Source organism: Candidatus Zixiibacteriota bacterium (genome assembly GCA_036480375.1).
Lineage (GTDB): Bacteria > Zixibacteria > MSB-5A5 > GN15 > JAAZOE01 > JAZGGI01.
Genome location: JAZGGI010000003.1, coordinates 83,774 through 109,255 on the forward strand (window position 1 = coordinate 83,774; position 25,482 = coordinate 109,255).

At 43.8% G+C, this 25,482-nt stretch carries 24 protein-coding genes and 1 tRNA gene; 1 reads left to right on the top strand and 24 read right to left on the bottom strand.

The annotated features are described in order from the left end of the window. Position 1: 1 nt before the first annotated feature. The 7 genes from pheS to V3V99_00395 form a co-directional block, all read right to left on the bottom strand. Entirely contained in the window at positions 2-1,018 is a 1,017-nt protein-coding gene (gene pheS, locus V3V99_00365; protein ID MEE9441109.1) for a phenylalanine--tRNA ligase subunit alpha, read from the bottom strand. Positions 1,019-1,023: 5 nt separating this feature from the next. Next, a complete protein-coding gene (rplT, locus tag V3V99_00370) occupies positions 1,024-1,371 on the bottom strand; it encodes a 50S ribosomal protein L20 (protein ID MEE9441110.1) in 348 nt (115 codons plus the stop codon). Positions 1,372-1,407: 36 nt separating this feature from the next. After that, positions 1,408-1,602: a 50S ribosomal protein L35 gene (rpmI, locus tag V3V99_00375; GenBank protein ID MEE9441111.1), complete on the bottom strand. Its 195-nt coding sequence runs from the start codon at positions 1,600-1,602 to the stop codon at positions 1,408-1,410. A 30-nt stretch (positions 1,603-1,632) separates the two neighbouring features. After that, on the bottom strand, positions 1,633-2,241 hold the full coding sequence (infC, locus tag V3V99_00380; protein ID MEE9441112.1) for a translation initiation factor IF-3: 609 nt from the start codon (positions 2,239-2,241) through the stop codon (positions 1,633-1,635). After that, positions 2,238-4,196, bottom strand: coding sequence for a threonine--tRNA ligase (gene thrS, locus V3V99_00385; protein ID MEE9441113.1), 1,959 nt, complete (start codon positions 4,194-4,196; stop codon positions 2,238-2,240). Before thrS ends, infC begins: the two co-directional genes overlap by 4 nt. Before the next feature lie 42 nt (positions 4,197-4,238). Beyond that, positions 4,239-4,315 (bottom strand) — tRNA-Val (locus V3V99_00390). 131 nt (positions 4,316-4,446) lie between these two features. Then, positions 4,447-5,715 carry a DegT/DnrJ/EryC1/StrS family aminotransferase gene (locus V3V99_00395; GenBank protein ID MEE9441114.1) on the bottom strand — a complete coding sequence of 423 codons (1,269 nt, stop codon included), beginning with the start codon at positions 5,713-5,715 and terminating at the stop codon, positions 4,447-4,449. Positions 5,716-5,915: 200 nt separating this feature from the next. On the opposite strand from V3V99_00395, the gene V3V99_00400 reads away from it, so the two are divergent. After that, positions 5,916-6,968: an NAD-dependent epimerase/dehydratase family protein gene (locus tag V3V99_00400; protein ID MEE9441115.1), complete on the top strand. Its 1,053-nt coding sequence runs from the start codon at positions 5,916-5,918 to the stop codon at positions 6,966-6,968. Positions 6,969-7,023: 55 nt separating this feature from the next. On the opposite strand, the gene V3V99_00405 is transcribed toward V3V99_00400, so the two are convergent. From V3V99_00405 to csrA, 17 genes are all read right to left on the bottom strand, one after another. Beyond that, on the bottom strand, positions 7,024-8,283 hold the full coding sequence (locus V3V99_00405; protein MEE9441116.1) for an N-acetyl sugar amidotransferase: 1,260 nt from the start codon (positions 8,281-8,283) through the stop codon (positions 7,024-7,026). Further along, a complete protein-coding gene (locus tag V3V99_00410) occupies positions 8,276-9,043 on the bottom strand; it encodes an AglZ/HisF2 family acetamidino modification protein (protein MEE9441117.1) in 768 nt (255 codons plus the stop codon). The genes V3V99_00405 and V3V99_00410 overlap by 8 nt, the downstream gene beginning before the upstream one ends. Further along, positions 9,006-9,656 carry an imidazole glycerol phosphate synthase subunit HisH gene (gene hisH, locus V3V99_00415; protein MEE9441118.1) on the bottom strand — a complete coding sequence of 217 codons (651 nt, stop codon included), beginning with the start codon at positions 9,654-9,656 and terminating at the stop codon, positions 9,006-9,008. Before hisH ends, V3V99_00410 begins: the two co-directional genes overlap by 38 nt. Then, a complete protein-coding gene (locus V3V99_00420; protein ID MEE9441119.1) occupies positions 9,653-10,201 on the bottom strand; it encodes an acyltransferase in 549 nt (182 codons plus the stop codon). The genes hisH and V3V99_00420 overlap by 4 nt, the downstream gene beginning before the upstream one ends. Positions 10,202-10,221: 20 nt before the next feature. After that, a complete protein-coding gene (locus V3V99_00425; GenBank protein ID MEE9441120.1) occupies positions 10,222-11,652 on the bottom strand; it encodes a tetratricopeptide repeat protein in 1,431 nt (476 codons plus the stop codon). A 568-nt stretch (positions 11,653-12,220) separates the two neighbouring features. Beyond that, positions 12,221-13,126 (bottom strand): HDOD domain-containing protein, encoded by a 906-nt coding sequence (locus V3V99_00430; GenBank protein ID MEE9441121.1) that lies wholly within the window; start codon positions 13,124-13,126, stop codon positions 12,221-12,223. Positions 13,127-13,155: 29 nt separating this feature from the next. Further along, positions 13,156-13,527 carry a hypothetical protein gene (locus tag V3V99_00435; GenBank protein MEE9441122.1) on the bottom strand — a complete coding sequence of 124 codons (372 nt, stop codon included), beginning with the start codon at positions 13,525-13,527 and terminating at the stop codon, positions 13,156-13,158. A 60-nt stretch (positions 13,528-13,587) separates the two neighbouring features. Next, entirely contained in the window at positions 13,588-14,040 is a 453-nt protein-coding gene (locus V3V99_00440; protein MEE9441123.1) for a hypothetical protein, read from the bottom strand. Positions 14,041-14,054: 14 nt separating this feature from the next. Continuing rightward, on the bottom strand, positions 14,055-14,540 hold the full coding sequence (locus tag V3V99_00445; GenBank protein ID MEE9441124.1) for a flagellar export chaperone FliS: 486 nt from the start codon (positions 14,538-14,540) through the stop codon (positions 14,055-14,057). Then, positions 14,541-16,874, bottom strand: a complete 2,334-nt coding sequence (gene fliD, locus V3V99_00450; GenBank protein MEE9441125.1) for a flagellar filament capping protein FliD — start codon at positions 16,872-16,874, stop codon at positions 14,541-14,543. A 31-nt stretch (positions 16,875-16,905) separates the two neighbouring features. Further along, the gene (locus V3V99_00455; protein ID MEE9441126.1) at positions 16,906-17,274 is read right to left on the bottom strand and encodes a flagellar protein FlaG; all 369 of its coding nucleotides are present in this window, start codon (positions 17,272-17,274) and stop codon (positions 16,906-16,908) included. Positions 17,275-17,354: 80 nt separating this feature from the next. Next, positions 17,355-19,508 (bottom strand): flagellin, encoded by a 2,154-nt coding sequence (locus V3V99_00460; protein ID MEE9441127.1) that lies wholly within the window; start codon positions 19,506-19,508, stop codon positions 17,355-17,357. A 263-nt stretch (positions 19,509-19,771) separates the two neighbouring features. Continuing rightward, positions 19,772-22,456: a tetratricopeptide repeat protein gene (locus V3V99_00465; protein MEE9441128.1), complete on the bottom strand. Its 2,685-nt coding sequence runs from the start codon at positions 22,454-22,456 to the stop codon at positions 19,772-19,774. A gap of 79 nt (positions 22,457-22,535) precedes the next feature. Next, a complete protein-coding gene (gene fliW, locus V3V99_00470) occupies positions 22,536-23,012 on the bottom strand; it encodes a flagellar assembly protein FliW (protein ID MEE9441129.1) in 477 nt (158 codons plus the stop codon). Positions 23,013-23,032: 20 nt separating this feature from the next. Then, positions 23,033-24,958 carry a flagellar hook-associated protein FlgL gene (flgL, locus tag V3V99_00475; protein ID MEE9441130.1) on the bottom strand — a complete coding sequence of 642 codons (1,926 nt, stop codon included), beginning with the start codon at positions 24,956-24,958 and terminating at the stop codon, positions 23,033-23,035. Between the two features lie 15 nt (positions 24,959-24,973). After that, entirely contained in the window at positions 24,974-25,144 is a 171-nt protein-coding gene (locus V3V99_00480) for a hypothetical protein (GenBank protein MEE9441131.1), read from the bottom strand. 13 nt (positions 25,145-25,157) lie between these two features. Beyond that, a complete protein-coding gene (gene csrA, locus V3V99_00485; protein ID MEE9441132.1) occupies positions 25,158-25,472 on the bottom strand; it encodes a carbon storage regulator CsrA in 315 nt (104 codons plus the stop codon). Between the last annotated feature and the right edge of the window lie 10 nt (positions 25,473-25,482).

The window sequence follows — 25,482 nt, forward strand, 5'->3', positions numbered from 1 at the left end:
TTTAACGGAACTGCTTAATAAACCTGATATCGTTTTCGTAAAGAAGCCGAATATCATTGACACGATATTTTAAAAGGGCAATCCGCTCGATTCCCATCCCAAAAGCGTAGCCCGTATATTTTTCGGCATCATAACCGACGGCCCTGAAAACTTCGGGGTCAATCATTCCGCACCCCAAAATTTCGAGCCATCCTTCATATTTGCACAGGGAACATCCTTTTCCCCTGCAAAGAAAACACTCGACATCAACTTCCGCTGATGGTTCGGTAAACGGGAAAAAACTGGGCCGGAATTTCAGCCTGACCCCTTCTTCAAAAAACTCATAACAGAACGCTTCCAGAACGCCTTTTAGGTCACCGAAAGATACATCGGTATCGACCAGAAAACCCTCGACCTGGTGAAAAACACAGAAACTTCGGGCGTTGACCGCTTCGTTGCGAAAGACTCGACCGGGAGCGATTATTTTCACCGGCGGTTTTCGTTTTTCGAATTCGCGTATCTGAACATTGGAGGTATGAGTCCGTAGTAATAAATCACCCTCGACATAAAATGTATCCTGTTCATCGCGGGCGGGATGATCGGGAGGGAAATTCAGCGCCCCAAAATTATAATAATCATTTTCAATTTCCGGGCCGGAAGCGATTTCAAAACCCATTCGCTGAAAGATACCGCAGATTTCATCAAGGACGAGCGTTATCAGATGACGGTGCCCGGGTCGATAGGGTCGTCCGGGCAGAGTATAATCGAACGATGCCCCACCGCCGCCGCCTTCTAGTAATTCTTCTTTTTTACTTTTTATTAATGCCTCAAGATTAGCTTTGACTTTATTCGCTCGTCCGCCGACCTCTTGTTTTTCTTCCGGTGAAAGATCTTTTAGACCGCGCAGGATTGATGTCAGCGCACCCTTTTTGCCCAAAAGGGTTACCCGAATCTTCTCAATTGATTCGAGTGAATCGGCCGCATTGACTTTTTCAACGGCTTCGACTTCAACCTTTTCAAGTTGTTTTATGACGTCCATCGAAATCAGGCCTTGGTCATATCTACCAGACGTTCAAAAGTACTCATATCTCTCGCCGCGATATCAGCCAGTGATTTGCGATCGAGATTTATGCCTGATTTTTTCAATCCATTCATAAAAGTTGAGTAATTAATATCACACAGTTTAGCTGCGGCTGAAATACGTGTGATCCAGAGTCTGCGGAATTCGCGTTTTTTTCGACGTCGATCCCGATAAGCGAATTTGAGACCGCGATGTACCGATTCGATAGCGGTACGATACAACCGGCTGCGCCCGCCATAATAACCGCGAGCTTTTTTCAATACTTTTTTATGTCGAGCCTTGGCGGCAACGCTATTTTTCGACCGTGGCATTTGTTCTTCTCCTGATAATTATAATCGCTTACCGTTCTAATACGGCAACATTACGCTCATCTGACGTTCATCGGACCTGGCAATCAAAGTCGCGGAACGAAGTTTGCGTTTCAATTTCCGGGATTTCTTGGTCAAAATATGACGATGTTTTGAATGAAATCGTCTCATTTTGCCAGTTCCGGTTTTCTTAATCCGCTTAGCGGCGGATCGATTGGTTTTCATTTTTGGCATTTCTATCTCCGTCTAATCTAATTTCCAGATTTATTCTTCTTTTTTTTCCGAAGCCATCTCCTGGGGGACGGGTTGCTTTTTTACTTTATCTTTCTTTTCGCGGCCTTTGTCTTTTTTCCTGGTCTGTCTGGTCAAAGGAGCCACCAGCATATTCATGCTATGGCCTTCCATTTTGGGCAGGGTCTCAACAATCGCGATATCCTGCAAGTCTTCTACAAGACGATCGAGTATTCTTTTGCCGAATTCGGTATGCGCTTTTTCACGACCCCGGAATAAAACAAAGCACTTGACTTTGTTTCCTTGTTCCAAAAATGAGCGAACATGTTTTAACTTAAACTGATAATCATGCTCTTCGGTTTTTGGGCGATACCTCATCCCTTTAACACTGATCGTATGCTGCCTCTTTTTCGAATCCGCCGCTTTTTTTGCCAGGTTGTATTTGTATTTTCCGTAATCCAATATGCGGCAAACTGGCGGCCGAGCCGTCGGTGAAACTTCCACCAAATCCAGACCGGCATCTCGGGCCCTTTCCAGAGCTTCAGCGGTAGGAATAATGCCTACCTGTTCACCATCCGGTCCTATAAGCCTGATAGGCGAAACACGGATGCGCCCATTAACCCGAATTTCCTGATTCTTTATACTATATCCTCCTTCTTTTTACCGACTTGCGGAGTATTATGCCGTTCTTTTACTTCGCTCACCATGCCTGCGAGTAAATCGTCGGTATTCATGACTCCCAAATCACCCAATCCGCGCCTGCGCACGGAAACGGTACTGGATTCAACCTCGCGGTCGCCTATAATCATCATTATCGGAATCTTTGATAATTCCGCGTCTCTAATTTTATACCCGATTTTCTCCGAACGATCATCGACTGAAACCCTTAAGCTCCCCTCGCGAAATTCATCTTTCAATTCACTCGCGTAAGCCAAAGCGCGATCGGTAATCGGTAGAATCCGGGCATGCTCCGGTGACAACCATAAGGGAAAATCTCCGGCATAATGCTCAATCAAGGTACCAAAAAATCTCTCCAAAGAACCCAAAAGAGCCCGATGGATCATAAACGGCCGCTTGCGTTGACCGTCACTGTCAATATACGTTATATCAAACCGTTCAGGTTGAGTAAAATCAAATTGAATAGTAGTACATTGCCAGGAACGACCCAACGCATCCTTGATTTTCAAATCTATTTTGGGACCGTAGAAGGCTCCTCCGCCTTCATCAATCCCAAACTTTAATTTATGAAACTCCAACGCCCGACGCAAGCCATTTTGAGCCGCTTCCCAGTCTTTCGGGTCGCCAATCGCTTTTTCGGGCCGGGTGGACAGATAAACTTCTAATTCCGAAAATCCGAACGAGCGCAGAATATGTAATGAAAAATCTACCAGACGAATCAGTTCATCTTCCATCTGCTCAGGTCTGCAAAATATATGAGCGTCATCCTGAGTAAAGCCCCTCACCCTCATCAATCCGTGTAAAACGCCGGCCCGCTCATAACGGTAAACGGTGCCCATTTCGGCCCACCGCAGGGGTAATTCACGATAAGAGCGCCTCCGGGATGAATACATCGTTATATGAAAAGGACAGTTCATCGGCCTGATTTGATACTTGGCCTTATCAACCTCCATGGGACTATACATATCCTCGCTGTAAAAATCAGTATGACCGCTGCGGTGCCATAATTCCAGATTAGCTATATGAGGTGAAAAGACCAGTTCATAGCCGTGCTTGTAATGCTCTTCGCGCCAGAAATTCTCTATCTCATTACGGATGACCGAGCCGCGCGGAAGCCACAGAACCAGACCCGGTCCGGTATCTTCGGAAATCATGTATAATTCAAGCTGCTTGCCCAGTTTGCGATGATCGCGTCTTTCCGCTTCGGCCAGTTTCTCGAGGAATTCGTTGAGCAATTTTTTCTTCGGATAGGTTACCCCGTAAATCCTCTGAAGCATCTTGTTTTCTTCCGAACCTCGCCAATAGGCCCCGGATGAAGAGAGTAGCTTGAAGGCTTTTATTCTTCCGGTTGACGGTATATGCGGACCACGACACAAATCTTCAAAATGAGAATGCTTATAAATTGTGATTTCTTCGTCGGGAGGCATTTCCTCGATTAGTTCGGTCTTATAAATATCACCCTGCTTTTTATATTTCTCAAGAGCCTCATCGCGATTACAAATTTCCCGACTGAAAGTAGTGTTTTCGGCGATAATCTCCGCCATTTTCTTTTCGATTTTTTCCAAATCCTCGGGAGAAAACGGTTTTTCCACGTCGAAGTCGTAATAGAAACCCTCATCAATAGGCGGACCAATGGCTAATTTGGCTTCCGGGAATAATTCCAATACGGCCTGAGCCATAATGTGAGCCGAGCTATGCCAAAAGACATATTTCCCTTCGCTATCTTCCCAGGTCAAAATCCTGACCTCAGAATCTGAATCAATCGGCCTCATTATATCGATATTTTCACCGTTAACCTTTATGGCCAGAGCCTCTTTTCCCAAACGCCCGGAAATAGATTTGGCGATTTCAAGCCCGGTCACTCCGGCGGGAAATGATTTGTCGCTGCCATCCGGCAATTTTATATTAATGTCAGCCATTACAAAAATAAAACCCTTTTCAAATAAGGGTTTTAACCTTTATGGTGGGCGATACTGGAATTGAACCAGTGACTTCTTGCATGTCAAGCAAGCACTCTAACCAACTGAGCTAATCGCCCATAAATCAATATGATACCTCAACCGCATAAGCCGATATAGTTACATTAAATTATCGGAATTGTCAAGGGAAATCTTGATCCGGTTGAGACAAACCCAATTTGCCGCGGGAAATCCGGATTTGCTGATCCAATTAGAACTTCTTACCGCCGATGCTTATTAGGCCCCGGACAATTGTATTGAGAATATCGACTACTAACCCCTGCTGGCCGGAAGTAATTTGAGGAAAAATCGGCAAGGCGATTGACAACCTGTCAGCAATATATGAATACGGAAAATCGTGATCCTCGTATCCATACTTGTCTTTATAATATCCGAGAGTATGAACCGCGTGAGTTCCCTGTCGAGCCGCGATTCCCTGTTCCTGCAAGCCTTTCATCAATCGATTTCGCTCGGTATTCCAATTTTCAATAGTATCCCAATTAATATATCGGTCCCCGGTCATGGCGTTGAACTTATACATGCAAACGTATGACTGATAAGCATGATTATATCCGTCGGGCAAATACGGCGTCTCAATACCTTTTATATCCTGAAGAAAATAATCGTAACGCGCCGCGGCGCGTCTTCTGTTTTCAAAAATCTCACGGGCTTTTTCCATTTGCGCCACACCGACAGCTCCCTGCAAATCAGTCATTCGATAATTATATCCCAGACTATTAAACTCAGGTAAGAGAGAACCACCTTCTGCGATGTGCCTTTCAATATCTGATTCGGATGCGCCATGATTTCTCATGACTCTTAATTTATCCGCGATATCATTGTCTTTGGTGATAATCATTCCACCCTCACCGGTCGTAATTGCCTGTCGAGGGTGAAAGCTGAATACAGCCATGTCGGCTTCGTTTCCGGCATGATTTCCTGCCCGAGTAGCGCCCATTCCGCAGGCGGCGTCTTCTATCACGATCAAATTATACTTTCTCGCGATTTCATTAATGGATTCCATATCGGCGCACAAACCAAAAAGCGAAACCGGAATTATGGCTTTGGGTAATTTTTGCCCGGCAGATTTTAATTTGTTTAAATACACCGAGACACTTACGGGATTGACGTTGAAAGTCCAGGGATCTATATCAATAAAAACAGGTTTGGCGCCCGTGTATTCGACGCTATTAGCGGTTGCGACAAAAGTAAACGAAGGTAATAAAACTTCATCCCCCGGACCGATACCCATTACCCGGAGAGCCAGATGCAACCCGGTCGTACAGGAAGATACCGCGATCGCATTGGGTGCATTTACAAAAGAAGCGAACTTTTTTTCAAATTCCGCGACCTTTGGTCCCTGAACGACCCATCCGGAACGAAGAACTTCACAAACTTCCCGCTCCTCATTTCCATCGAACATTGGTAATGTAATAGGAACGTTCGCCAGGCATTTATTATTTTTGGAACTGTTTCCCAACCTCTTATGCCTCCAAATATACACAATTATTATCGGCATCGCACGCCTTATTCGTTAGCCAAAATATAATAAAAATGGGCGTATTTGATATCCGGATACTACTAAAATTTCTCCATTCACACATTAAGCAAAACGCGTCACATTCCGATAACTTGAAAGCATATGGGAGATTGTCCCCAAGTTAATTAAATGGAGTTTTCATGACGCCTCATCAATATTCAACGAATCTATCCAGTCAGGCGATCCCTATTATCGGGAAAAAGATATTTATTACCGGAGGGGCCGGGTTTATCGGCTCTACCCTGGCGGGACGGTTGCTCGATAAAAACGAAGTCATCATATACGATAACCTGAGACGTAACTCAATTAAAGACCGCCCCTATATAAATCACTCAAATTTGAGTATGATCAACGGTGATATTCTGGATTATAAGGCTATGGTTGATGCGATGCACGGTTCTCATATAATTATCCATTGCGCCGCGGTGGCGGGGATTGATACGGTCATTCAAAAACCGACCGAAACGATGCGAGTGAACATGGTCGGCACGGCCAAAGTACTCGATGCCGCTCGAACGGTTCCCGAATTGGAACGACTCGTATATTTTTCAACCAGCGAGGTTTTCGGACAATCGGCTTTTCGTTCCGAAGAAGGTGACACGACGCATATCGGGGCTGTCGGGGAGGCCCGATGGACGTACGCTGTCAGCAAACTGGCCGGTGAACATCTGGCCAAAGCGTTTCATCAGGAATATGGTATGCCGACCGTTACGGTACGACCGTTCAATATTTACGGTCCGGGGCAGGTCGGCGAGGGAGCATTGTCTACTTTCATTAAGCTTGCCTTACGAGATGAAGATATTTTTGTACAGGGCGAAGGCAATCAGATTCGAGCCTGGTGTTATGTTGATGATTTTATTGAAGGCCTGATGCTGGCGATGACCATGCCCAATGCAATCGGTGAATCATTTAATATCGGAAACGCTCGCGCCGTAATTACTGTTTTTGGGTTGGCCCAGACCGTCGTCAGGGTCTTAAATTCAACATCAAAAATTCGCTTTGTCCCACATCCCGGGCCGGATGTTGAGCTTCGCATCCAATCGGTTAATAAGGCCAAGGAATTATTTGGATTTGAATCCAGCGTTGATCTTGAAGAAGGAATATTACGGACGGCCGAATATTTAAGTTCACTTCCCGAACACAAAGATTCCATGAATGCCGTAAAAAATGTAAGTGAATTAGTAGCCGTGTAAAGATAAATAAAATGAGGGGAAACTAAAAACGCGCCTATCGGCGCGTTTTTTTTTATTAAACTAATTCCGAAATTCTCGTCTCTGATATAGGTTCATCAATTTTCACGTCTGGCTTTGTATGCCACGGCAAAGGGATTTTTCCAATGTTCCGAATCGTTTGAATTTCCTCGGCAGTATGTTTTTTGGTGTATTTGACATAAAAGCTCTTTGGTGCCAGATCCAGCTTATACATTACCCAAAAGAGCCGGCGGTATCGTTCAAAAGTTGGTTTATATGTGGGATAATCCAGGAAAGTCTTTTTCGGTTGATTCATTACATTTTCAAATTCATCGTCACTGAAACTCAGCCGTTTTTTGATTTCCGCGAGGATATCTTTGTCAAACGGTTTTTCTTCGGTGATTTTCCGGAGAGCCTCTTCCCTGCTCATTCGTCCGGCGCGAATGAGCGCCGAATATTCGCAAAAGCGCAGATCGATTTCAAATTTCTCAGGGAGATAATAGTTATTGGCGAAATAGGCCGAGCGATTTTCCATGTGATGGCCGCCATACCATTGCCAGTCATATTCGTTTATTAAAAATTCTTTGACTTCCTTTTTATTGTAATCCAAATACCATAATGGCCGGATTCTTTTTATTCGATTGACCATAGCCCATTTCATCCATCTCCACAATTTCAAAAGTGGCAGGGTCTTAATTTTCCGGTGGCCGAATTTCTTTTGAATGCGTTCAATATATCGGGCGTCCATGTAAAACCAGCCTTGCGGCGAGATACCCTCGGAGCGAAACGAATGGCCGTCCATAATATATTTTATTCCGAATTTCGCCGCCGCCATGTATAAGGTCGTAATCAGGCCGATATCGGCCGGAGTATCAATTTCGGGTACCGATGCTTTGAAAAACGATTTGTAAATGTCATTGTATTCCTTATTGTCAACGAAATGAGTATATAAATCGATATTTAGTTTTTTGGTGACACGATAGATATTTTCAACGGCGATTTTTGAATCCCAGGTATTGTCAAAATGGACCGCGAGCGGACGGAGTCCCAATTTTTCTTTGGCCAGGTATAAAAGATATGACGAATCACATCCGCCGCTGACTCCGACGACGACATCGTATTTTTTGTCCCGGCCTTTACGTTTTATCTCTTCCGCGATTTTTTTCAGGATTTCCCAACCCTTATCCCCAGTCGGGAATTCTTTTTCCAACTCTTCGCTTTCCCGGCAATAATTGCAAATCCCTTCATTATCGAATTTGATATTGGGAATACGTTCGTCATATATACATCTGGCACATACCTGCATATTGCTATCCATTTTTTAATCCTGCTTCCAATTCTTCCCGTTGAGGGAAATTTATCAGGACACCCAAACCTTTTCCCTGATAAACAAATAGACTTCCGGCTGCGGCAGCCGATGCTCCGCCTTCTTTGACCGCCCTGACAATATCATTAACGCAACCCGCGCCGCCCAGGGCAATGACTGGTATCGACACGGCTGAAGTGACGCTCTTCAAAAGATTGATACCATATCCTTCAAAAGTTCCATCACGATTTATAGAATTTATTATTATTTCCCCGGCCCCATGTGATTCAAACATTTGAGCATATTTGACCGGATCATATTTGGTGTTTTGTGTTCCCCCATGCGTCATAACGCGATATTTACCGAACGCATTCCTTTTGACATCAATTGAAACGATGACACTCTGTGAACCGAAAGTATAGGCCGCCTCTTTTATAAAATCCGGATTTTCCGCGGCATAACTATTGATCGATATCTTTTCGATACCCAGAGAGAAAATCTTTTTCATATCCTCGATATTTCTAATCCCTCCACCGTAAGCAACCGGCATAAAACATTCCGAAGCGACTTCTTCTATGATATTAAAAGGCGGTTTACGGTTTTGCCGAGTCGCGGTAATATCGAGAAGAATAAGTTCATCGACTTCTTTGCCGTTATAAATCTTCAGGGCATTAATCGGATCACCGACATACCGAGAACTTTTGAATTTTATTGTTTTTACCAGGCGCCCATCATCAAGCAACAGACAGGGCATAACTCTTGTCATTAACATCCTGTTTCAACTCCGAGAAATTCTTAAGTAGCTTCATTCCGAATTTATGACTCTTTTCGGGATGAAACTGTACGCCGCGGATATTTTCATTGGATATAGCTGAAATAAAATTATTGCCGTATTCAGTTATCGTAAGAATATCAGTTTCGTTTTCACATACAAAATGATAGGAATGAACAAAGTAAAACCGGGAATCTTCATGCATATTACCAAAAAGAACGTCATCTTTTATAATACTCACCGTATTCCAGCCCATGTGAGGAATTTTCATCTTATTGGATTCAAAATTGAATTTAGCGGAACGTCCTGGTACAAGCCCCAATCCGGGAAGTGTACCTTCTTCGCTTGAATCTCCCAGGAGTTGCATTCCCAGGCAAATCCCCAGAAATGGGATTTTTTCATGCCTTGCTTTTTCTATCAGCAAATCGCGTATTCCCAATCTATCGATATTTTCGACGGCCTTTTCAAATGAACCGACTCCGGGCAGGATTATTTTTGACGCCGCCGATATTATTTCTCTATCTGAAGAAATCTCAGAGGAGACATTCAGATGCTTCAGCATATTTTGAATCGAGCGCAAATTGCCCATGCCATAATCAACGATGATAATCATACCAGGACCGATTCCTTTCGCATCCGCATCAATTTGGCCGGAGTTCCCGCGACCACGGCGTAATCGAGAACATCCCGAGTCACGACCGATCCGGCGCCGATGATCGCCCCCTGACCAATTTTGACTCCGGGTAAGATTATCGAACCCACTCCGATATCGGCTCCATCTCCAATTTTTACCGGTGCGAATTTTAAATCATTATGCATAACCGGTATTTCCATGATTCTATCGTCGTGAGCCGAAGCCAATATCTTCACCCCCGGACCGATTCCAACGGCGCGGCCGATTTTAATGCCGCCGGCGCTATGGAAAAAACATCCCTGGCCAATCCAGGTATCGGATCCTATTATCATCTCATTTTTATAGTATGCTTTCAGGATAGCGTTATGGCCGACATAGACATTATCACCGATAGAAATATTTTCCGCGTGGAAAACCAATACCCCATTTTCGAAAATGACATTCCGACCTAATCCTCCGAAATCATCGGGAGAAAAGTTGCCATCGCCGTGCGTCGAATATTTATTTGTGCCCGAAAAATTCATTTACACAAATCTCCGTTATTCTATATTTCCTGATATAACTCCATCAATTGCCGGGCTATCTTATTCATATCATGATATTTTTCTACGTAGGCTCTGCCCCGCTGCCCAATCTCTTTGAGCTCATCTCGATTATCCAGAGCGTACTTTATTTTATCCTTAACTGTTTCCTGATTGGCCGATATGATCGGCAGTTCGGGCGGATATTTTTCTTTCATAAAATCGCATATCCAGGTTATTACCGGCTTTTCCATCGCCATTGTCTCAATTGACAAAAGGCCGTAACTGCCGCAATGAAGTTCATCGACAATCAAATCAGCTTCGGCATAATTTTTCTTAGCCTCTTCATGCGACATGCCTTTAATCAAACGATATTCAAAATCATAATCTTCCTTGAGATCATCAACCGCCTGCTGAATAAAGGTCGAGCCCTTGATATCCGAATCGGTGGGGGCATGAACGATCAGGAATTTCTCATTTTCTTTTTTATTTTCTGGCGCCACATATTTATCGAGGTCTATCGCCGCGCGAATTATATGGACATGCTCGAAATAATCTTTGACATATTGATACAACTCCTCATCGCCGACAATGCAATGCGAAACATATTTGGCCATCGATTCCATGTTGCGAATGATGCCTGCTTCGTTATCGCCTTTGACTTTTATATAAGAATTGAATTCTTGTGCTTTGGACATTAATCTCACATCACTGCCCCAGTAATGAGTGACTATCTTTTTGTCCGCTTTCTGCAATATCGGCAAATCAGAATAATCGAGGGTCAGGGTTGTTCCAAAGTGAAAATGAAAAACATCAAATTGCGGGACTAATTGCTCGGCAAATTTCATAAGATGCGACTTCGCTTCCCGGGTGTTCTTATATGAGGCAAGATCAAGGGTATAGTCTGATTTATATTTCAGGTAATTGGGGTAATAGCAGAGCGTTTTGGAATACATACCCTGACTTTGAAGAGCCTTGGAAATCGTATGACTCTGATTGGCGATTTCGTATGTACCCTGCAAAACCCTGAGAGTTTTTACTGATTCGGATTCCGAAACTTTTTCATCATCACCGATTAATGATTCTTTTATATCCGAAACGGAGGTGTTTGCCTGTAGCGATTCATCCAGTAGCTCGGCCAACTCGGTGTCATCTGGATATTTATTTACGGCGATTTCAAGTAATGATCCGGCGGCGTCAAGATTCCCATTTTCACGGAGTAAACCACAGATATTAAAGATAGCGTCCTTATAGAACGGATCTATTTCCAATGCCTGAGTAAAATATCGGGCGGCATCGCCTAATTTGTTTTCTTCATAGGCCAGGACACCAAGATTATTAAGCGCCTCTTTGTTGCGGGGATTGCTCCGGACAAGCTCTTCAAATCGTTCCCTGGCTCTTTCGATTTGCCCCTGATTATAAAGCTGTTCGGCTTCTGTAAGTAACTCAGACATTCCCTGTCACTCAGCGATAAAATATGAAATCTTTTCAGTCTGAGTTGCAAAAATCTCGCCGAATCTTGATGTATTTTATGAAGATTTTAGTGCTTTAAGTGTTTGTGTGATATTATTTTAACTTTAGGGGGTTGTGGGATCAATTATAACCAATGGAACATCGGAGTTTTGTTCCTATGCAGGTCGGGTAATTTTTCGCGAAAGGCAATAAAATATATGATTTGTACTACTTTATTTGTAAATCACCAAACCCTGCTAGTGAAGAAAAGTAAAAGAATAACTAAAAAGATTAGAAATTGGAATACTATTTTCAGGGCAGATTCATCCATAGAGTAACCTCCTTGGTTTTGGATGCCTACATTACACGCACTGGTCATTCAATCCTTCGAGACCATTCACAGATGATCTTAACTTATTTTAGAATTTTTAAGATTGTCCTGATGGTGAATAGTTTTGTAGCAGGGCAGATCAATCAAATATTGAAAAATGAATAGATTAGAATAAGAATGGATATGAATAAGTAATTGGGGATTAATTGAAATTAGGTTACTGTCAGGAATAATACTTCTTACAAACCCTTTGCCATTTCCATAAAGGTTTCCGACTTGCTGTATTCTTCACGGAGCAACGGGGAAAAAGACACCAAACCGTCTAATGAAGTCCCGACATAATCCAGAATGCCTTCCTGCGTGGCCATTTTGAATTCCTTATCTTCTTCGGCATCATAATCAAAAGTATAATGTGCCAGGTAATCCGACATATGAATCAAATACGGAAGATTATTGTTGTCACTTTCGGTCAATTGAGGGAAATGATGGAACATTATCGTTTCCTGCAATTTATGCGGCAATTTCCATTGTTTGGCAAGAAGCGAACCGATCTGGGCATGATTATATCCCAGCACTTCTTCTTCAAGAACATGATCCGGTGTATCCGGCTTTTGAAGTTTTAGTTCGCTGAGTTTTTTCGCGTCATCCTGCATATATACAGAGATAACCATTTTGCCAATGTCGTGAAGCATCCCCGCTGAAAACGCCGCCTCGGCGTCAAAGCCCATATTCGCTTTTAATTTATGGGCCAAAAGACGGGCGGCAAAGGCGGTACCGAGTGAATGCCTCCAGAATACATCCTGAAATTCTTTGTCCAATTGACTGCTTGAGAAAGCTGCGAACATTGAGGCCGATAATACCAAATTCTTTATCGCTTCCATGCCGACGATAACAACGGCTTGTCGGACCGATTCAATTTCCTTGGTTAATCCGTAATAGGCGGAATTGGTGAGTTTTAAAACCTTGGCCGAGATCGCCGGATCTTCCTGTAGAATTGCGGCGATATCGAATGCCGAAGTATTGGGATTGTTCAGCACTTTCTGTATTTGAGAAAATACAATCGGCGGAGTAGGTAAATTATTTACTCCTCCGATTACTCGTATGATCTTTTCTTCAATCCCTGAATCGACAAGCTGCGTTGTCATAAAGCTGCTTTTCTCCCCCGTCAAGGAAGTCATTCACCAAAGACGTCGTCAGTGATCCTTTTGGCGATCTCCTCTTTGACTCGGGCTGAATCGTAATATCCTGACTCGACCCTTTGCTTTGCCTGTTCAACTTTTTCTTCCCGTACCTGGGATTCTTCTATCTCTTCGGTATAGGCGGATAGTTGCTCGGGCAAATCGGCTGGCGCCGGTTGGGGAACATCTCGATTAGCGCTCTTGTTGCTTTCCGCATATTCGGATAATTCCCGGGCCGATTTCGATATATCTATCGAATCTGAGCGATTTTGTCGCCGATTTTGTTCCGACCCAGCCTTGTCTCTCCTCTGTGTCTCATTTTGGGGACGTTCAGGACGTCCGCCACTGTCTACAGGTCCTATCTTCATCGTTTTTCACCTCTACTAGTCCTATGTATCGACAGTGAAAATTCCAGGCTTTAGATAAATCTAATTTTTCTTGTCCACAAACTGTGGAGAAAGCTCGACATCCTTTATATATTTAACGATTTTGTTCGATTTTTGCAAATCTTTGAGTTCGGCTTTTATTCTTTCATATCTGCCTGAAGCATATTCTTCATTTTCTTTAACCAGAATCATATTCTTGCGAATTAGAGTGACAATGCTTTGCGCGATTTTCCTGATTTCCGGCGCAGAAGCGGCCAGTTGAAAGAGTTTGGGATTTCTTTGGCGCAAACCGGCTACCTTTTTTTCCGAAGACAGAATTCTCTTATGGCATCTTTCAATTTCGGTATAGATATCGAGGATTTTTTCTTCCTTTTCAAATTTCAATAGATCTTTTTGCTTATCAATCAAAATATAGAGAGATTGATAAAAAGAGTATTCCTCTTTAAGAATTCTAATAAGTTCCTGTTCCAGTACATTGATGGCGTTATATTCCATTGTATCAAAGTCTCCTAAGCGGAAATTACTAATTCTTTATGTTTTACAGGCGATAAATCATCATTAATAGCTTCTTCCGGCTGATCGATATTGCCGGTTTTAGAATTTGGATTTTCAATATTGTTTTTTTGATCTTCCAATTCTTTTAATCCGTCCCATGCTTCTTTAATAGTCATCAAATGTGATATCATGTCTTCAAAATACTTTGGCGATTTATCAGCCACTGCAATATCGAGCTGCTCGATAATATGGGCGTATATTTTCCCCAGATATTCGGCTATCTCCCCTCCTTTTTCCATATCAAGAGTAGTATATAAATGAACCAGGCATTTTCTCGCTTTGTCGCATGCCGTTCGGCCTTCAGTATAGTTTTTTAATTCAAATTCAGTCTTGGCCTGATTTAAAAAGCCAATTGTCCCGCGATATACGGTTAAAACCAAATCCAGTTGGGACATACCCATGGTGCTGGTTTCCCGGTAAGCATTATGGCCGTTAATCATTTATTTTTTCCCTGTCATTTGCGCAAAGTTTGCGGCTATCCCCTCTAATTGTGATTCCAGGAAGGCGCTTTCGGTCTGAAGCTGAGAAAGCACCATTTCCAATTCTATAAATTCCAGGACGAGAGATTCGCGACGAATCGCTAATCTTTCGTCTAAGGACTTAATCTGTTTATCTATATTTTCAATTTGCTTTTCAAGAGAGCTTGTTTTGGTATCAATGATCCCACTGCCGGATTTCGTGATATTATCGAGTTTTTCGGCCAGAACCGACGCCAGACCTTTTGTGATCGTTATATTTCCCTCAATGGCTGAACTGACCTGGGCTTCTGTCAATGTAATTTTAAGCTGTAACTCGGCGGTGTTTACGTTATCCTCGTCTCCGGTCAAAACCTGACCCTGGCCGGTGGCTGATTCACCGTTAATAGTACCGGCAACATCTAATCCGGCGTGTAAGGTCCCGGCAGATAACCCCAGATCAGCATACGCCGAATTGGGAATCGATGTCATTAATTCCGCTTTTGAAGCTGAACCATAGCTGGATGAAGTAAGCTTTATATATCCCTTTCCTGACCCGGTATCTACCCATTCCGCGGTAACACCCATAGCGCTTATATTTTTATCATTATTTATGCGAGTTTGTATTTCATTGACTAAATCGGCGGATGAACTGTATTCTCGCGCCGTTAAAGTCATCACTTCTGAGACACGACCATCGATTCTCAATTGAATTTTATTGTTGGAACTGGTCAGGGAAATCGGGGTCGTGGAGGGATCGGATATATTCCCGCCCTGGTAATACCCATGAGTCGCGGCCTGAGTGATATCAATTTCAAACTCTGAACCGCCGGTAATTTCGGGAGAGGTGCTTAAAAACGAAATACCCGTATTATCCGAGTCTCCTCCATCAACGAAGAGTCTCATAACTGCCTCAAAATCTTCTTTAAGCGCCGAAGTGAGTTTGGAGGAAGATTTGAGGGCTAATTTCCCGTCCTGATCAACGCGAATGCCAATCGCCGATAGTGCGCTCATCGACTTATCGAGGCCGACGATGGGATTGATAATTAATCCCGATAGTCTCGATTGAATCATTTGAACGGTGACGTCCCCCATGAGAACGCCGCCTTCTTCCGTGTCGGAGTTAAAGGAATTTTCTTTATCGATAAATTCCATAACGTCATTATAGGCATTGATGAAGCTATTGAGTTTGCTTCTGATCGCGGACGTATCCAGTCCGGTGCTGATGATGACCGGGCCGGTTTCGGCAGTAGTAATATTTTTTAGTTCCACCGTTAATCCGGTGATTATATCTTTGACGGTATTAGTCTTTGAATTGATGATAATCGGTGAGGCGCCACCGTCGCTGGAACCCATTGACACCTGGGCATCGGAAGCCTTCTGAAGGAGAGGCGCGAAGGTTGATACGGTAAAAGTGTCGCCGGCAACCAAATCGCCATCAGCGAAAGATAATTTCAATCCTTCCGGCCCGATAATTTCCGTATCCGCCTGAGATACGACAATTGATCCGGAATCGGTTCCGTCGGTCCAGTCTATCGTGATATCTCCGGACCCGACGGTTTGAGTTCCCGTACCGGCGATGGTAAAAGTAAAAGCCTTATTGGTCGCGCCGGTAAAAGACGACGTCGCTCCCAATGACACCTGAGATGTCGCCGAAACCGAGAATCCCGTAGTTTCCGGATTATCAAATGAAGAATTAATAAAATCCGGCGCTTCTCCGCCGGTTAACGAGCTTGAAAATGAGATTGTCTCCTGGGCTCCGGTTTCATTACCGCTTAATACAAGGCGATAGGATTTTGAAGCGGAACCATCATTAATGATTGACGCCGTTATACCAATATTGGCATCGTTAATAGCGTTTTTCAAGCCTATCAGTGAATTATTGTCTTCGCTTAGTTCTATTGTCGTGGGATTATCATCGCCTATCGAAATTGTTGTGGTTCCGGTACCCAGAAGAGCGGAAGTGACATCCGTATATCCCTGAGACGCGATCTGATGATTTTTTGCCAGTGAATCGACGTTTAATGTATAGGTACCGGTACCGATAGCTGATTCGGCTGAGGCGGTTAAAATATTTGAATTTGAGACCTGAATGCTGGCCTGCGAAAAACCCCGCTCATCATTTAAAGCATTTATACTTGACTGCAGGGCCAGTAGTCTCGCGGATAATGCCTTGAACTTAGTAATCTCAAGAGATTTCCAGGCTTTATCTCTTTCCATGAAAAGAGCAGGCTGGCGATCGGCGGCAATCATCGCGTCAATAATGGCGGTAGTATCAAGATTCGATGCCAGACCGACTATTGAATTTGCTCCGGGCATACCTAACTCCTATGTATAAATATCCTATTTATCAAGCCATATGATCGAAAATTAAACCGAGAAGTTCTCTTAAATGGCTTCTCAAATTTAGCATTTGCTCCGGCGGGATTTGGCGTACCGTTTCCCCCGAATCCCTATCTATAATTTTAATTACCATACTGTTTGTTTCGTCATCCAATGCGAAATCGATATTAAAATTTCCCCAACCTGTATATTCGGTCAGACCTTCAACGGTTTTATCAAGCTCGTCAAGGCCGATTTCTTTTTGTCCTTTTTCAAATACATCAGTCTTTTCAAAGACTTTATCCGCAACTTCCCTTTCACTCGGAACATCCGTATTGTTGACGCGACGTCCGATATCTTTCGTCACCATCGAGTGCTGCCCCGCAGTGGAAATCATCTCATCCACTTGCATGATCTCACCTCGTGGTTATGAGATTTGGGAAGGCGAATATCGCCTCCCCAAAATCCCTATGTATATTAACCAAAGAGCGACAGGACAACCTGAGGAACCTGGTTGGCCTGGGCCAGCATAGCAGTACCGGCCTGAAGCAGAATCTGGTTTTTAACAAAGGTTGACATTTCAGCCGCCATATCGGTATCACGAATGGTGGATTCTGAAGCGGTCAGATTCTGTTTGGCAATACGCAGGTTGCGCAGATTGGATTCCAGAGCGTTCTTCTGGAAACTACCGAGCGTGCCACGAAGGGTTGAGACTTCGTTAATGGACGTATCGATAAGCATCTGAGAATCCTGAGCGCCTAATGCGGTAGTAACATCAATCTGGGACAGATTGGTGAACATAACGCCGGCAATACCTCTGCCAAGAGTTGAAGCAGCCATATTGCTGATACCAATCTTGGCGGTCTGGCCGACATTGGCGCCAATCTGGAAGACCAATGACTGGTCAACGTTATTGATGGTTTCGGAACCACCTGTCGAACGGAGACCAATATTTAACTTAAGTGATTCGGTACGATCGCGGTTGTAAACCAAAGCATCGACGCCACCTGTGGCAGAGGTGCCGGGAGCGCCATCCAGAGAGACACTAAAGGTAGGCGCGGAAACGTCGAGCAACAGATTACCCAGATCAATACCATTAACAGATGTACCAACGATCATATCGACCGTACCACGACCAACCGTCGAGGAATCCCCTGCCTTGTTAGCCAGAGTTGCGGTTCCAGTCGTGTTGTACTTCACCGAAGAAATACTGTTGTTGTAACCGTCAAGGGCAATGAGGGCATCGGTGCCAGAGTGCGAGGTTGTATCCAGAGTCAGAGCCAACGCCTGGCGCAATGAATCGGTTCCACCAATGTCAACCATCTTAACCGAATAATCCGAACCTTCATCATTGGTTAAGAAATTAATCTTATCATCACCATTAGCCTGAATGCCCATTTCACGGACGGTACCAACGATATTACCATAGGCAGTACCGGAAGCAGCGTCAAGAGCAGTGATAAGAGAATCAAGGGTAGTGTAAGTACCGGCCGCAACGGTCATCGTGCTGGCGGTGAGAGTGACATTCTCGGAATCAACGTCAAAGTCAAGCGCATTGGTTGAAACACCACGGACGGATGTACCGGCGGCGAATGTACCGACACTGGCCGATCCAGACCAATCATTAACCTCAAATGAATACTGGGTACCGGCATTAACAGTACCGAAGATTAACCGTCCAGTATCAACTGAAGCTTCGATCTTGCCGTTCAAAGCGGAGTTGGATGCAATAGCCGTATTGAACTTGGTGGCGAATTCAGTTACACTGTCACCAGTAGCCAGAGCAACGGTAACGGCCTGCTTCTGAGAAATGGAACTGCCGCTCTCCTGCACACGGAAAGATACCGTAACGCTTACGTCATTAGCCAGAACGACTCCGGCAGTGGAACTATTAATGGTACCAACCGCGGAAGCCGCGTCCAGTCTCATTCCGTTACCCCAATAGTCCTGCATATAAACGGAATTTGAGGTTTTGGTGGCTCCACCTGAAGCCTGGAGGACATCAATATTGTGGATGCCTTCAGCCAGATTATCCGGGTCACCATCGGTGTTACTCAGGGAAAGACCCAGGGCGGTGGAGTTCAAAGTTGAGGTCGAATCGGTCTGCTTGCTAATGGATACTGAGTGCGTACCGGTAGTAAGCTGACTTTCCAAAACTGTCACCAAAGATGAATTTGCTGATGTGATGGTAGCGGTGTTGGCGTTGCTGCCATCAAGCAGCTTCTTGGTGCCAAATTGGGTGTTGGCGGCAATACGATCGATAGTAGCGATCGCGTTAGCGATTTCAGCCTGGTCAGCAGCCAACTGATCAGTGTCATTAAAGCCTTCGTTGGCGGCATGAATGGCCAATTCTCTCATGGATATCAGGAGATTGTTCATTTCATTCAGAGCGCCTTCAGCGGTCTGAATCATGTTAATGGAACCTTCCGAGTTTTCAATCGCTTTGCCGAGACCAGCGATCTGAGCACGGAACTGTTCTGAAATAACCAAACCAGCCGGGTTATCACTAGCCCGGTTGATGCGATAACCAGACGACAGTTTTTCCATCGAACTGGCCAACGCCCTGGTGGTTACCGTTAAATTACGGTGCGCGTTGATTGCAGCAATGTTGTTGTTAATACGAAGTGACATTTGCATTTCCTCCTTGAAACAAAGCGAGACTTCCTTGCCCGCTATGTCCTTGGATTAAGGTTGCCGCCAATCCATGGCACAAAATTCCTATTAACAATCGAAAAATTTTCATGACAAAATTTATGTCTTCCGCCCCCTCCTTTCATTATTCGGTTAGCGTGAATTTACTTCTCCACTTATTCATTAATTAAATCGGCAATTTACGGTTTGACTTTATGAGGTTTTGGAAGATATTTTTTATTAACCGGCTGAAAATAAGGAAGTTAATTTGTCGCTACCGGACTCTCCAGATTGTTCAACCTTTCCCGCGCAATCGCATATTCGGGTGCGATATTCAAAACCTGCCGGTATCCCATCCGTGCCGCTTCGAATGCGCCCAGCCTGTAATAGGCATCGGCCATATTGAAGATACAGATATAATCCTGAGGATAACTTAAAAGATACTTTTCAAAGCAGGCTATGGCCTCCCTATGCAAACCCATATCCGACATACAGCAGCCCATAACATTATAAATACTTGTATCTTCGGGTGTATTCTTAGAGTATTGCATTAATGCCTCAATCGCTTTTTCCGGATTTTGATTGTAAGAATATGACAACCCGAGATTCCTGTAAGCCGGCCAGTAATCCGGATTTATTTTAAGCAATTGCCGGTAGATTTCTTCGGCTCGATGATATTGTTTCATTTTGAAAAAGCAATTTCCGAGATTGTTGAGAACTTCTATATCATCGGGAGTGACCGCCAAAGTTTTTGTGTAACATTCAATCGACTTTTCAAAATTGCCCAATTCAAACAGGCTATTGCCCGCTTCAAAATTAATTTTCGGATTTGAAGGGTTTGATTCCGCAGCAGTAATTATATTCTCGATTCCCTTATCAAAATTGCCCGATTTTGATTGCAATTGACCTAACATTAGTCGGCATTCGGCAAGATCAGGATTTAATTGAATCGCCTTTTCCAAATATGTAATGGCTTCGTCTTCTTGATTCTTCAACGCCAATACGCAGCCCAGGCCATGAAATGCCAAAGCTTCCGTGTCATCCCCGGCAATTTCCTTGCGGAATATTTCTTCGGCTTCGCTATAATATTCGTTATCCAGATATAATTTCCCCAGACGCAGGCTTGCATCGAGATATGGATCTTTGTTTTTCAAAACGTGTTGATACGCTTCAATCGCTTCTTCCGGATTGTCTTCCCTTTCGCCTGCCAATCCCAGGCCAAACCAGGCCTTATGCCGGGCCTCGAGGTTATGCAGAATAATATTATCCTTTTCATCTCCGGCGTCATATTCCTTTTGACTATCCAAATACAAGTGATAGTATTCTTTGGCCTTATCAAATTTGGTCAAATAATTATAAATATCACCCAGAGTCAGGATCGGATCGAGATAATCAGGCTTCTCTTCCAACGCTTCCAGACAACACTCTTCCGCTTCTTCGTATTTTCGTAAGGAACAAAGACCGATAGCCTTTTGATAACGAGCCATTATTCGTTGGCCAAAATACACCGGAAGTTTGGAGTCGGGATTGTTGATAACGCGATTGGCATGTTCTACAATTTGTTTGCTGATTTCTTCACTGGATGAGTTTTTATATCCCCGGAGCAACTGGGCCATGTTGAAGTTGGCATAAACGTCATTGGGATTCTTCTTCAGTTGTTTTTCCAATAGCTTTCTTGATCGCTCCAGTTTCTTATCGAGTTTATCACGGGCGATATCATAGCCATAATGATATAGTTGAATCTCACTGCGCAAAGCAAGCAGATCAGCCGGAATATCGAGGCGATTGTGTACAATGCCATAATATTTCAAATCAAGACGCCTTTTAACCAGGCGAACCGAAGGGAGAAATGATGTCACCTGGCCGGTTTCCAGACTTTTATTGATTACCGAAATTGATACAATATCAAATTCATCCTGACTTGTCACGAGCCTTAATTGCGGTATTCCCTCGGGAGGAAATTCTTCATCGGCGTCGATTATAAAAATCCATTCCTTGGTGGCATACTTCATTGATTCATTTCTGGCCGAGGAAAAATCCCCTTTCCATGGATAATGATAAATTTTGCATCCGAATTCTTTGGCAATTTCGATTGTGCGATCGGTCGAGCCGGTATCGACAAGAATAATTTCATCAACAACATCTTTGATTGATCGCAAACATCGCGGCAGAAATTCCTCTTCATCCTTTACAATCATACAGGCAGAAATCGTGGTGCGCTTGTCAGACCAGTCAATCATTTTCCGCAGTTTGGCAGATTCAGGAATAGCCCGTAATCCTTGCTTAATTATTTCAAATACCTCGGTAAATTTGCTTTGTGATTTATATAATACGGCCAAATTAACATAGCTTGGTTCAAATTCCGGATTTTCCTCTATCGCTTCAAAAAGAATATCCTCAGCTTTTTCCCTCTCGTTCAATTCATTTAGGACCGCTCCGTAGCCGCTGAGAAGTTGATATTTCATATTATAAGAAAGATCGAGAGGATTGGCTAATTCTTCGGCATTGGCCATATTTCCCCGAATATTCAAATATTTTTCCGCATATCCTTTGGCCGATTCAAAATTACTTTGTCGAGCGGAGGTTATCGCGGCCACAAAATAAAAATCGAGATTATCGGGGGCAAGGTCAATTCCCTTCTTTGAATAGGCGTCGGCTTCATCGAGTCTGTTGGCATAAAGCGCGGCAAAAGCGATAAATCGGAAAACAATCGCTTGTTTGCTTTTATTATCTTTAGGGATATTCTGAACAAGAGGCAAGGCTATTTCGAGGGCTTTCTCAGCCTGTTTTGATTCCAAATAGTATTGCGCCAATTGATATCTTGTGTTGTCATCCCGAGGGTTTTTATTCAATTGTCGCTTTAGATTATTTCCGTCCGGTTGAATTGAGCGTAATTGTAATTTTCTTTTATGAGATATCTTTTTATTTTTGCTTTTCTGTTTGCTCATGTCTATCCGCTAAAAAGGAGTTTTAATTGATTGAACACATGGCGATAAATTCAAAATGTATCAGGTGCCGATATTGTGTTTAAACTTCCGCCAAAACTTTTCGTTTTGGGACGGCTGTTTTGGCCGACTTGACCGTCTCGAACATGCGATGTTTAATTTTGTAATGAGAATTTACCATGACTAATTGTTTTGCCAGTCGCGTAACGGAATTTATCAAAACCGGGCCCTGCAGATTCGCTGTCATTTTGGTATAATCCTGGGGTATGGTAACAATCGCGTAAGTCAAAACATCCTCGACTTTGACAACATTTAACTCCTCAATTTCTTTGGGATTGACCTCAACCATATAATCATGGAAAAAATGCAGAGGATTTATTATGACAAAGGCCGCGCCGGGATCATCGATGGATTGAAACCATTTAAACGGCTCGAAATCATCGGTTTCAACGATGACATATTTTCTTAAATGCTCGAAACCCAAAATCGGTTTGGTCATGGTTATGATTAAATCTTCACTGATTTCAAGCTCACCAAATCTCTCGGTTATGACTTTCATGTCTATTCCTCATTTTCCTATTATTGTAAAAAATCTATCAAAGACGGCTGAATTACCTTGGAGCTGGCCACCAATGCCGCCTGGTATAAATTTTCTTCGCGGGCAACATCGCTGATGAGGGTGATAATATCAGCATCCTCTACTTCTGATAACATTTTGGTTACCGATGTTTCGGTTGATTCGAGACGATTCCGAGTCGTATCCAATCTCATCATACGCGAGCCTACATCGGCGCGGGAACGCAATAACTCCCGCATGGCCAGGTCAAGATTGTTCATCAACGCCCCGGCCATCTCTCTATCGTTATTATGCAAAGCATCTGACAATAAAATTAGCGATCCCAACATATCGGGCGAACCGGCTATACCGAGCGCTTCGGCCGTTCTTGACGAATCATTACTTTTTACTGTCAAGGATTCATTGACAATTGTTGAAACGACCTGGATGCCTGTTTCGGAGGCATTAATGGACGCTTGCACATCCAGACCCGACGAGTTTATAGCGCTTATCAAATCATCTATAGTCGTCAATGAGGAATTGCCCAGATTTGGCACGACCGTCCTGCTGCCCTGAGCAATATGGATTTCTCCCAGTCCAAAGCCGGTTAAATTATTTAGCGAAGCGAGAGTTGAATCGGATGTCAGTCGGGGGCGAATATCCTGTCCAATAAAATTATGGCGAATACCTCCCAATGATCCCAGGTCCGTCGCCGTTGTTTGACCGCCGATATCGCGTATCGTGAAATCGGGCTGAGGACGCAAATCAGCGCCCTCAAGATTAGCTCCGACATTTCCGGCAATCCCAAGTTCGTAGGCTGTCGATTGTTCCTCGGTAAGATCTTCAATAATCAGATCAAGAGGAACGGCATTGGCGTCGGTAATGGCCAGTCCGGTTCCATTGGCATTATAACCTATCGACACATTTGAAATACCAGCTCCGGTTAGGGCGGTGGTTATGGCGTTACGCACTTCACCAAGATTCGTCGCGCTTGAAATATCAACAGTAAAATCTATCGTGGAAGTAGCGTTTCGAATTCTAAAAAGTCCCGGATCCTTCGTGATTCCGTTTCCTTCGCGTAGATTGGATAACGGAGTCATATCGGTAACGGTATTTATGGTACCTATCTCGGGTTTCCATTCCAAAGCATTGCCCGAACCGGAAATATCAAGCGTTAGATTCCCGCCAACACCCATGCTTGTATTTATATTCGTGATTAAATCACCAACGGTTGTTTCACCGGATACATCGATAACATAAGTAAGATCACGATTGGCGTCATGAATCTCAAAAGTACCCGGAGTTTGGTCGATCCCGGAGCCCAAATTTAAATCCGCGAGATTCGTGATATTCGTAATGCCCACGCTTAGATCTCCGTTTTCACCGAGAGTCAAAAGAGGTGCAAAAAACGTTTCCTGTCCATTTAGATTGGTGATTAATCGCTCCGAAGCCTCTATTTCGCTTTCCAGTATCCCTGTGTCGCCGTTATAAACAACGCCGTGGGTGCTGGCTTCTAACGGCGCTGTTCGAATACGATGACCGGAATAAATATAGCGTCCGTTTATTTTTTTATTGGCCAACTGCAGCACCTGTTGATATATGGAATCTACTTCATTGGCGGCCGCTTCGCGCTCAACCGCCGTAAAGGTATCGTTGGCCATTGTCGTGGCGGTTAAATTGGACGATTCATACAGGTTTTTTAAATCATTAAGAGTGTCTTCGTAGAACGACAGTCTTCCGTACGCCTGGCTTACATTGGACTTAAGCTGTATTATTTCGGCCAATCTTGAACGATAATTCAAATCTCTCTGGGTTCCGATAGGATCGTCGGACGGAGTATTTATTCGCCTCCCGGTGGACAGCATGCTCTGCAAATCCATAAATCTTGACGCGTTCCGGGACAAATTGAAAATCGTCCGGTTGATAATCATCTGGTTAGTTACACGCATGGCTCACCCGCCGGTTTAATCGTCGTGATAAACAAAATCGCTATCATGCCCGATATTGAATATTCGGGATAATAGTGATTGCTTCTTTTCAGAGCGTTTCCGGCCCTTTTTTTCTCTTATCATCCGGCCGTATTTTGTGGCCGGATCCTCATATTCTTCCTTTGCTTTTCTTTTACTTCCAAACATATCATCCCCGGAATTAATCATTTGGCCGTGATCTTTGATCATTATCGCGCTTAAGTTTGATATGGGGCGACTTCTTGGCCTTCCCATCTCCTCTTTTCAATTTTTGTTTGAGGACCTTTATTACATTAGTCAGGTCCTCCTTAATGGTTTTGGCCGCTTTCTGATTTTCGTTCTGTATCTTAACGTATATTTCCTCGCGGTGCACCACTATTCGTAAGGGGGCTTCTATGCCTATCCTCACCTGGCGCCCATAGATACCAAGAACTGTTACCTTGATATCATCACCAATGGTGATAGACTCCCCTAACTTCCTTGTCAATATCAGCACGTCACCCTCC

What these genes read in the sequence shown, in the direction of transcription:
- V3V99_00460 (MEE9441127.1), bottom strand. Translation starts at nt 19,508, where the DNA reads ATGTCACTTCGTATTAACAACAACATTGCTGCAATCAACGCGCACCGT.
- hisH (MEE9441118.1), bottom strand. Translation starts at nt 9,656, where the DNA reads ATGATTATCATCGTTGATTATGGCATGGGCAATTTGCGCTCGATTCAA.
- V3V99_00400 (MEE9441115.1), top strand. Translation starts at nt 5,916, where the DNA reads ATGACGCCTCATCAATATTCAACGAATCTATCCAGTCAGGCGATCCCT.
- V3V99_00425 (MEE9441120.1), bottom strand. Translation starts at nt 11,652, where the DNA reads ATGTCTGAGTTACTTACAGAAGCCGAACAGCTTTATAATCAGGGGCAA.
- fliW (MEE9441129.1), bottom strand. Translation starts at nt 23,012, where the DNA reads ATGAAAGTCATAACCGAGAGATTTGGTGAGCTTGAAATCAGTGAAGAT.
- thrS (MEE9441113.1), bottom strand. Translation starts at nt 4,196, where the DNA reads ATGGCTGACATTAATATAAAATTGCCGGATGGCAGCGACAAATCATTT.
- V3V99_00465 (MEE9441128.1), bottom strand. Translation starts at nt 22,456, where the DNA reads ATGAGCAAACAGAAAAGCAAAAATAAAAAGATATCTCATAAAAGAAAA.
- rplT (MEE9441110.1), bottom strand. Translation starts at nt 1,371, where the DNA reads ATGCCACGGTCGAAAAATAGCGTTGCCGCCAAGGCTCGACATAAAAAA.
- V3V99_00430 (MEE9441121.1), bottom strand. Translation starts at nt 13,126, where the DNA reads ATGACAACGCAGCTTGTCGATTCAGGGATTGAAGAAAAGATCATACGA.
- V3V99_00410 (MEE9441117.1), bottom strand. Translation starts at nt 9,043, where the DNA reads ATGTTAATGACAAGAGTTATGCCCTGTCTGTTGCTTGATGATGGGCGC.
- V3V99_00445 (MEE9441124.1), bottom strand. Translation starts at nt 14,540, where the DNA reads ATGATTAACGGCCATAATGCTTACCGGGAAACCAGCACCATGGGTATG.
- V3V99_00455 (MEE9441126.1), bottom strand. Translation starts at nt 17,274, where the DNA reads ATGATTTCCACTGCGGGGCAGCACTCGATGGTGACGAAAGATATCGGA.
- pheS (MEE9441109.1), bottom strand. Translation starts at nt 1,018, where the DNA reads ATGGACGTCATAAAACAACTTGAAAAGGTTGAAGTCGAAGCCGTTGAA.
- fliD (MEE9441125.1), bottom strand. Translation starts at nt 16,874, where the DNA reads ATGCCCGGAGCAAATTCAATAGTCGGTCTGGCATCGAATCTTGATACT.
- V3V99_00440 (MEE9441123.1), bottom strand. Translation starts at nt 14,040, where the DNA reads ATGGAATATAACGCCATCAATGTACTGGAACAGGAACTTATTAGAATT.
- V3V99_00420 (MEE9441119.1), bottom strand. Translation starts at nt 10,201, where the DNA reads ATGAATTTTTCGGGCACAAATAAATATTCGACGCACGGCGATGGCAAC.
- V3V99_00405 (MEE9441116.1), bottom strand. Translation starts at nt 8,283, where the DNA reads ATGGATAGCAATATGCAGGTATGTGCCAGATGTATATATGACGAACGT.
- rpmI (MEE9441111.1), bottom strand. Translation starts at nt 1,602, where the DNA reads ATGCCAAAAATGAAAACCAATCGATCCGCCGCTAAGCGGATTAAGAAA.
- V3V99_00435 (MEE9441122.1), bottom strand. Translation starts at nt 13,527, where the DNA reads ATGAAGATAGGACCTGTAGACAGTGGCGGACGTCCTGAACGTCCCCAA.
- flgL (MEE9441130.1), bottom strand. Translation starts at nt 24,958, where the DNA reads ATGCGTGTAACTAACCAGATGATTATCAACCGGACGATTTTCAATTTG.
- V3V99_00480 (MEE9441131.1), bottom strand. Translation starts at nt 25,144, where the DNA reads ATGTTTGGAAGTAAAAGAAAAGCAAAGGAAGAATATGAGGATCCGGCC.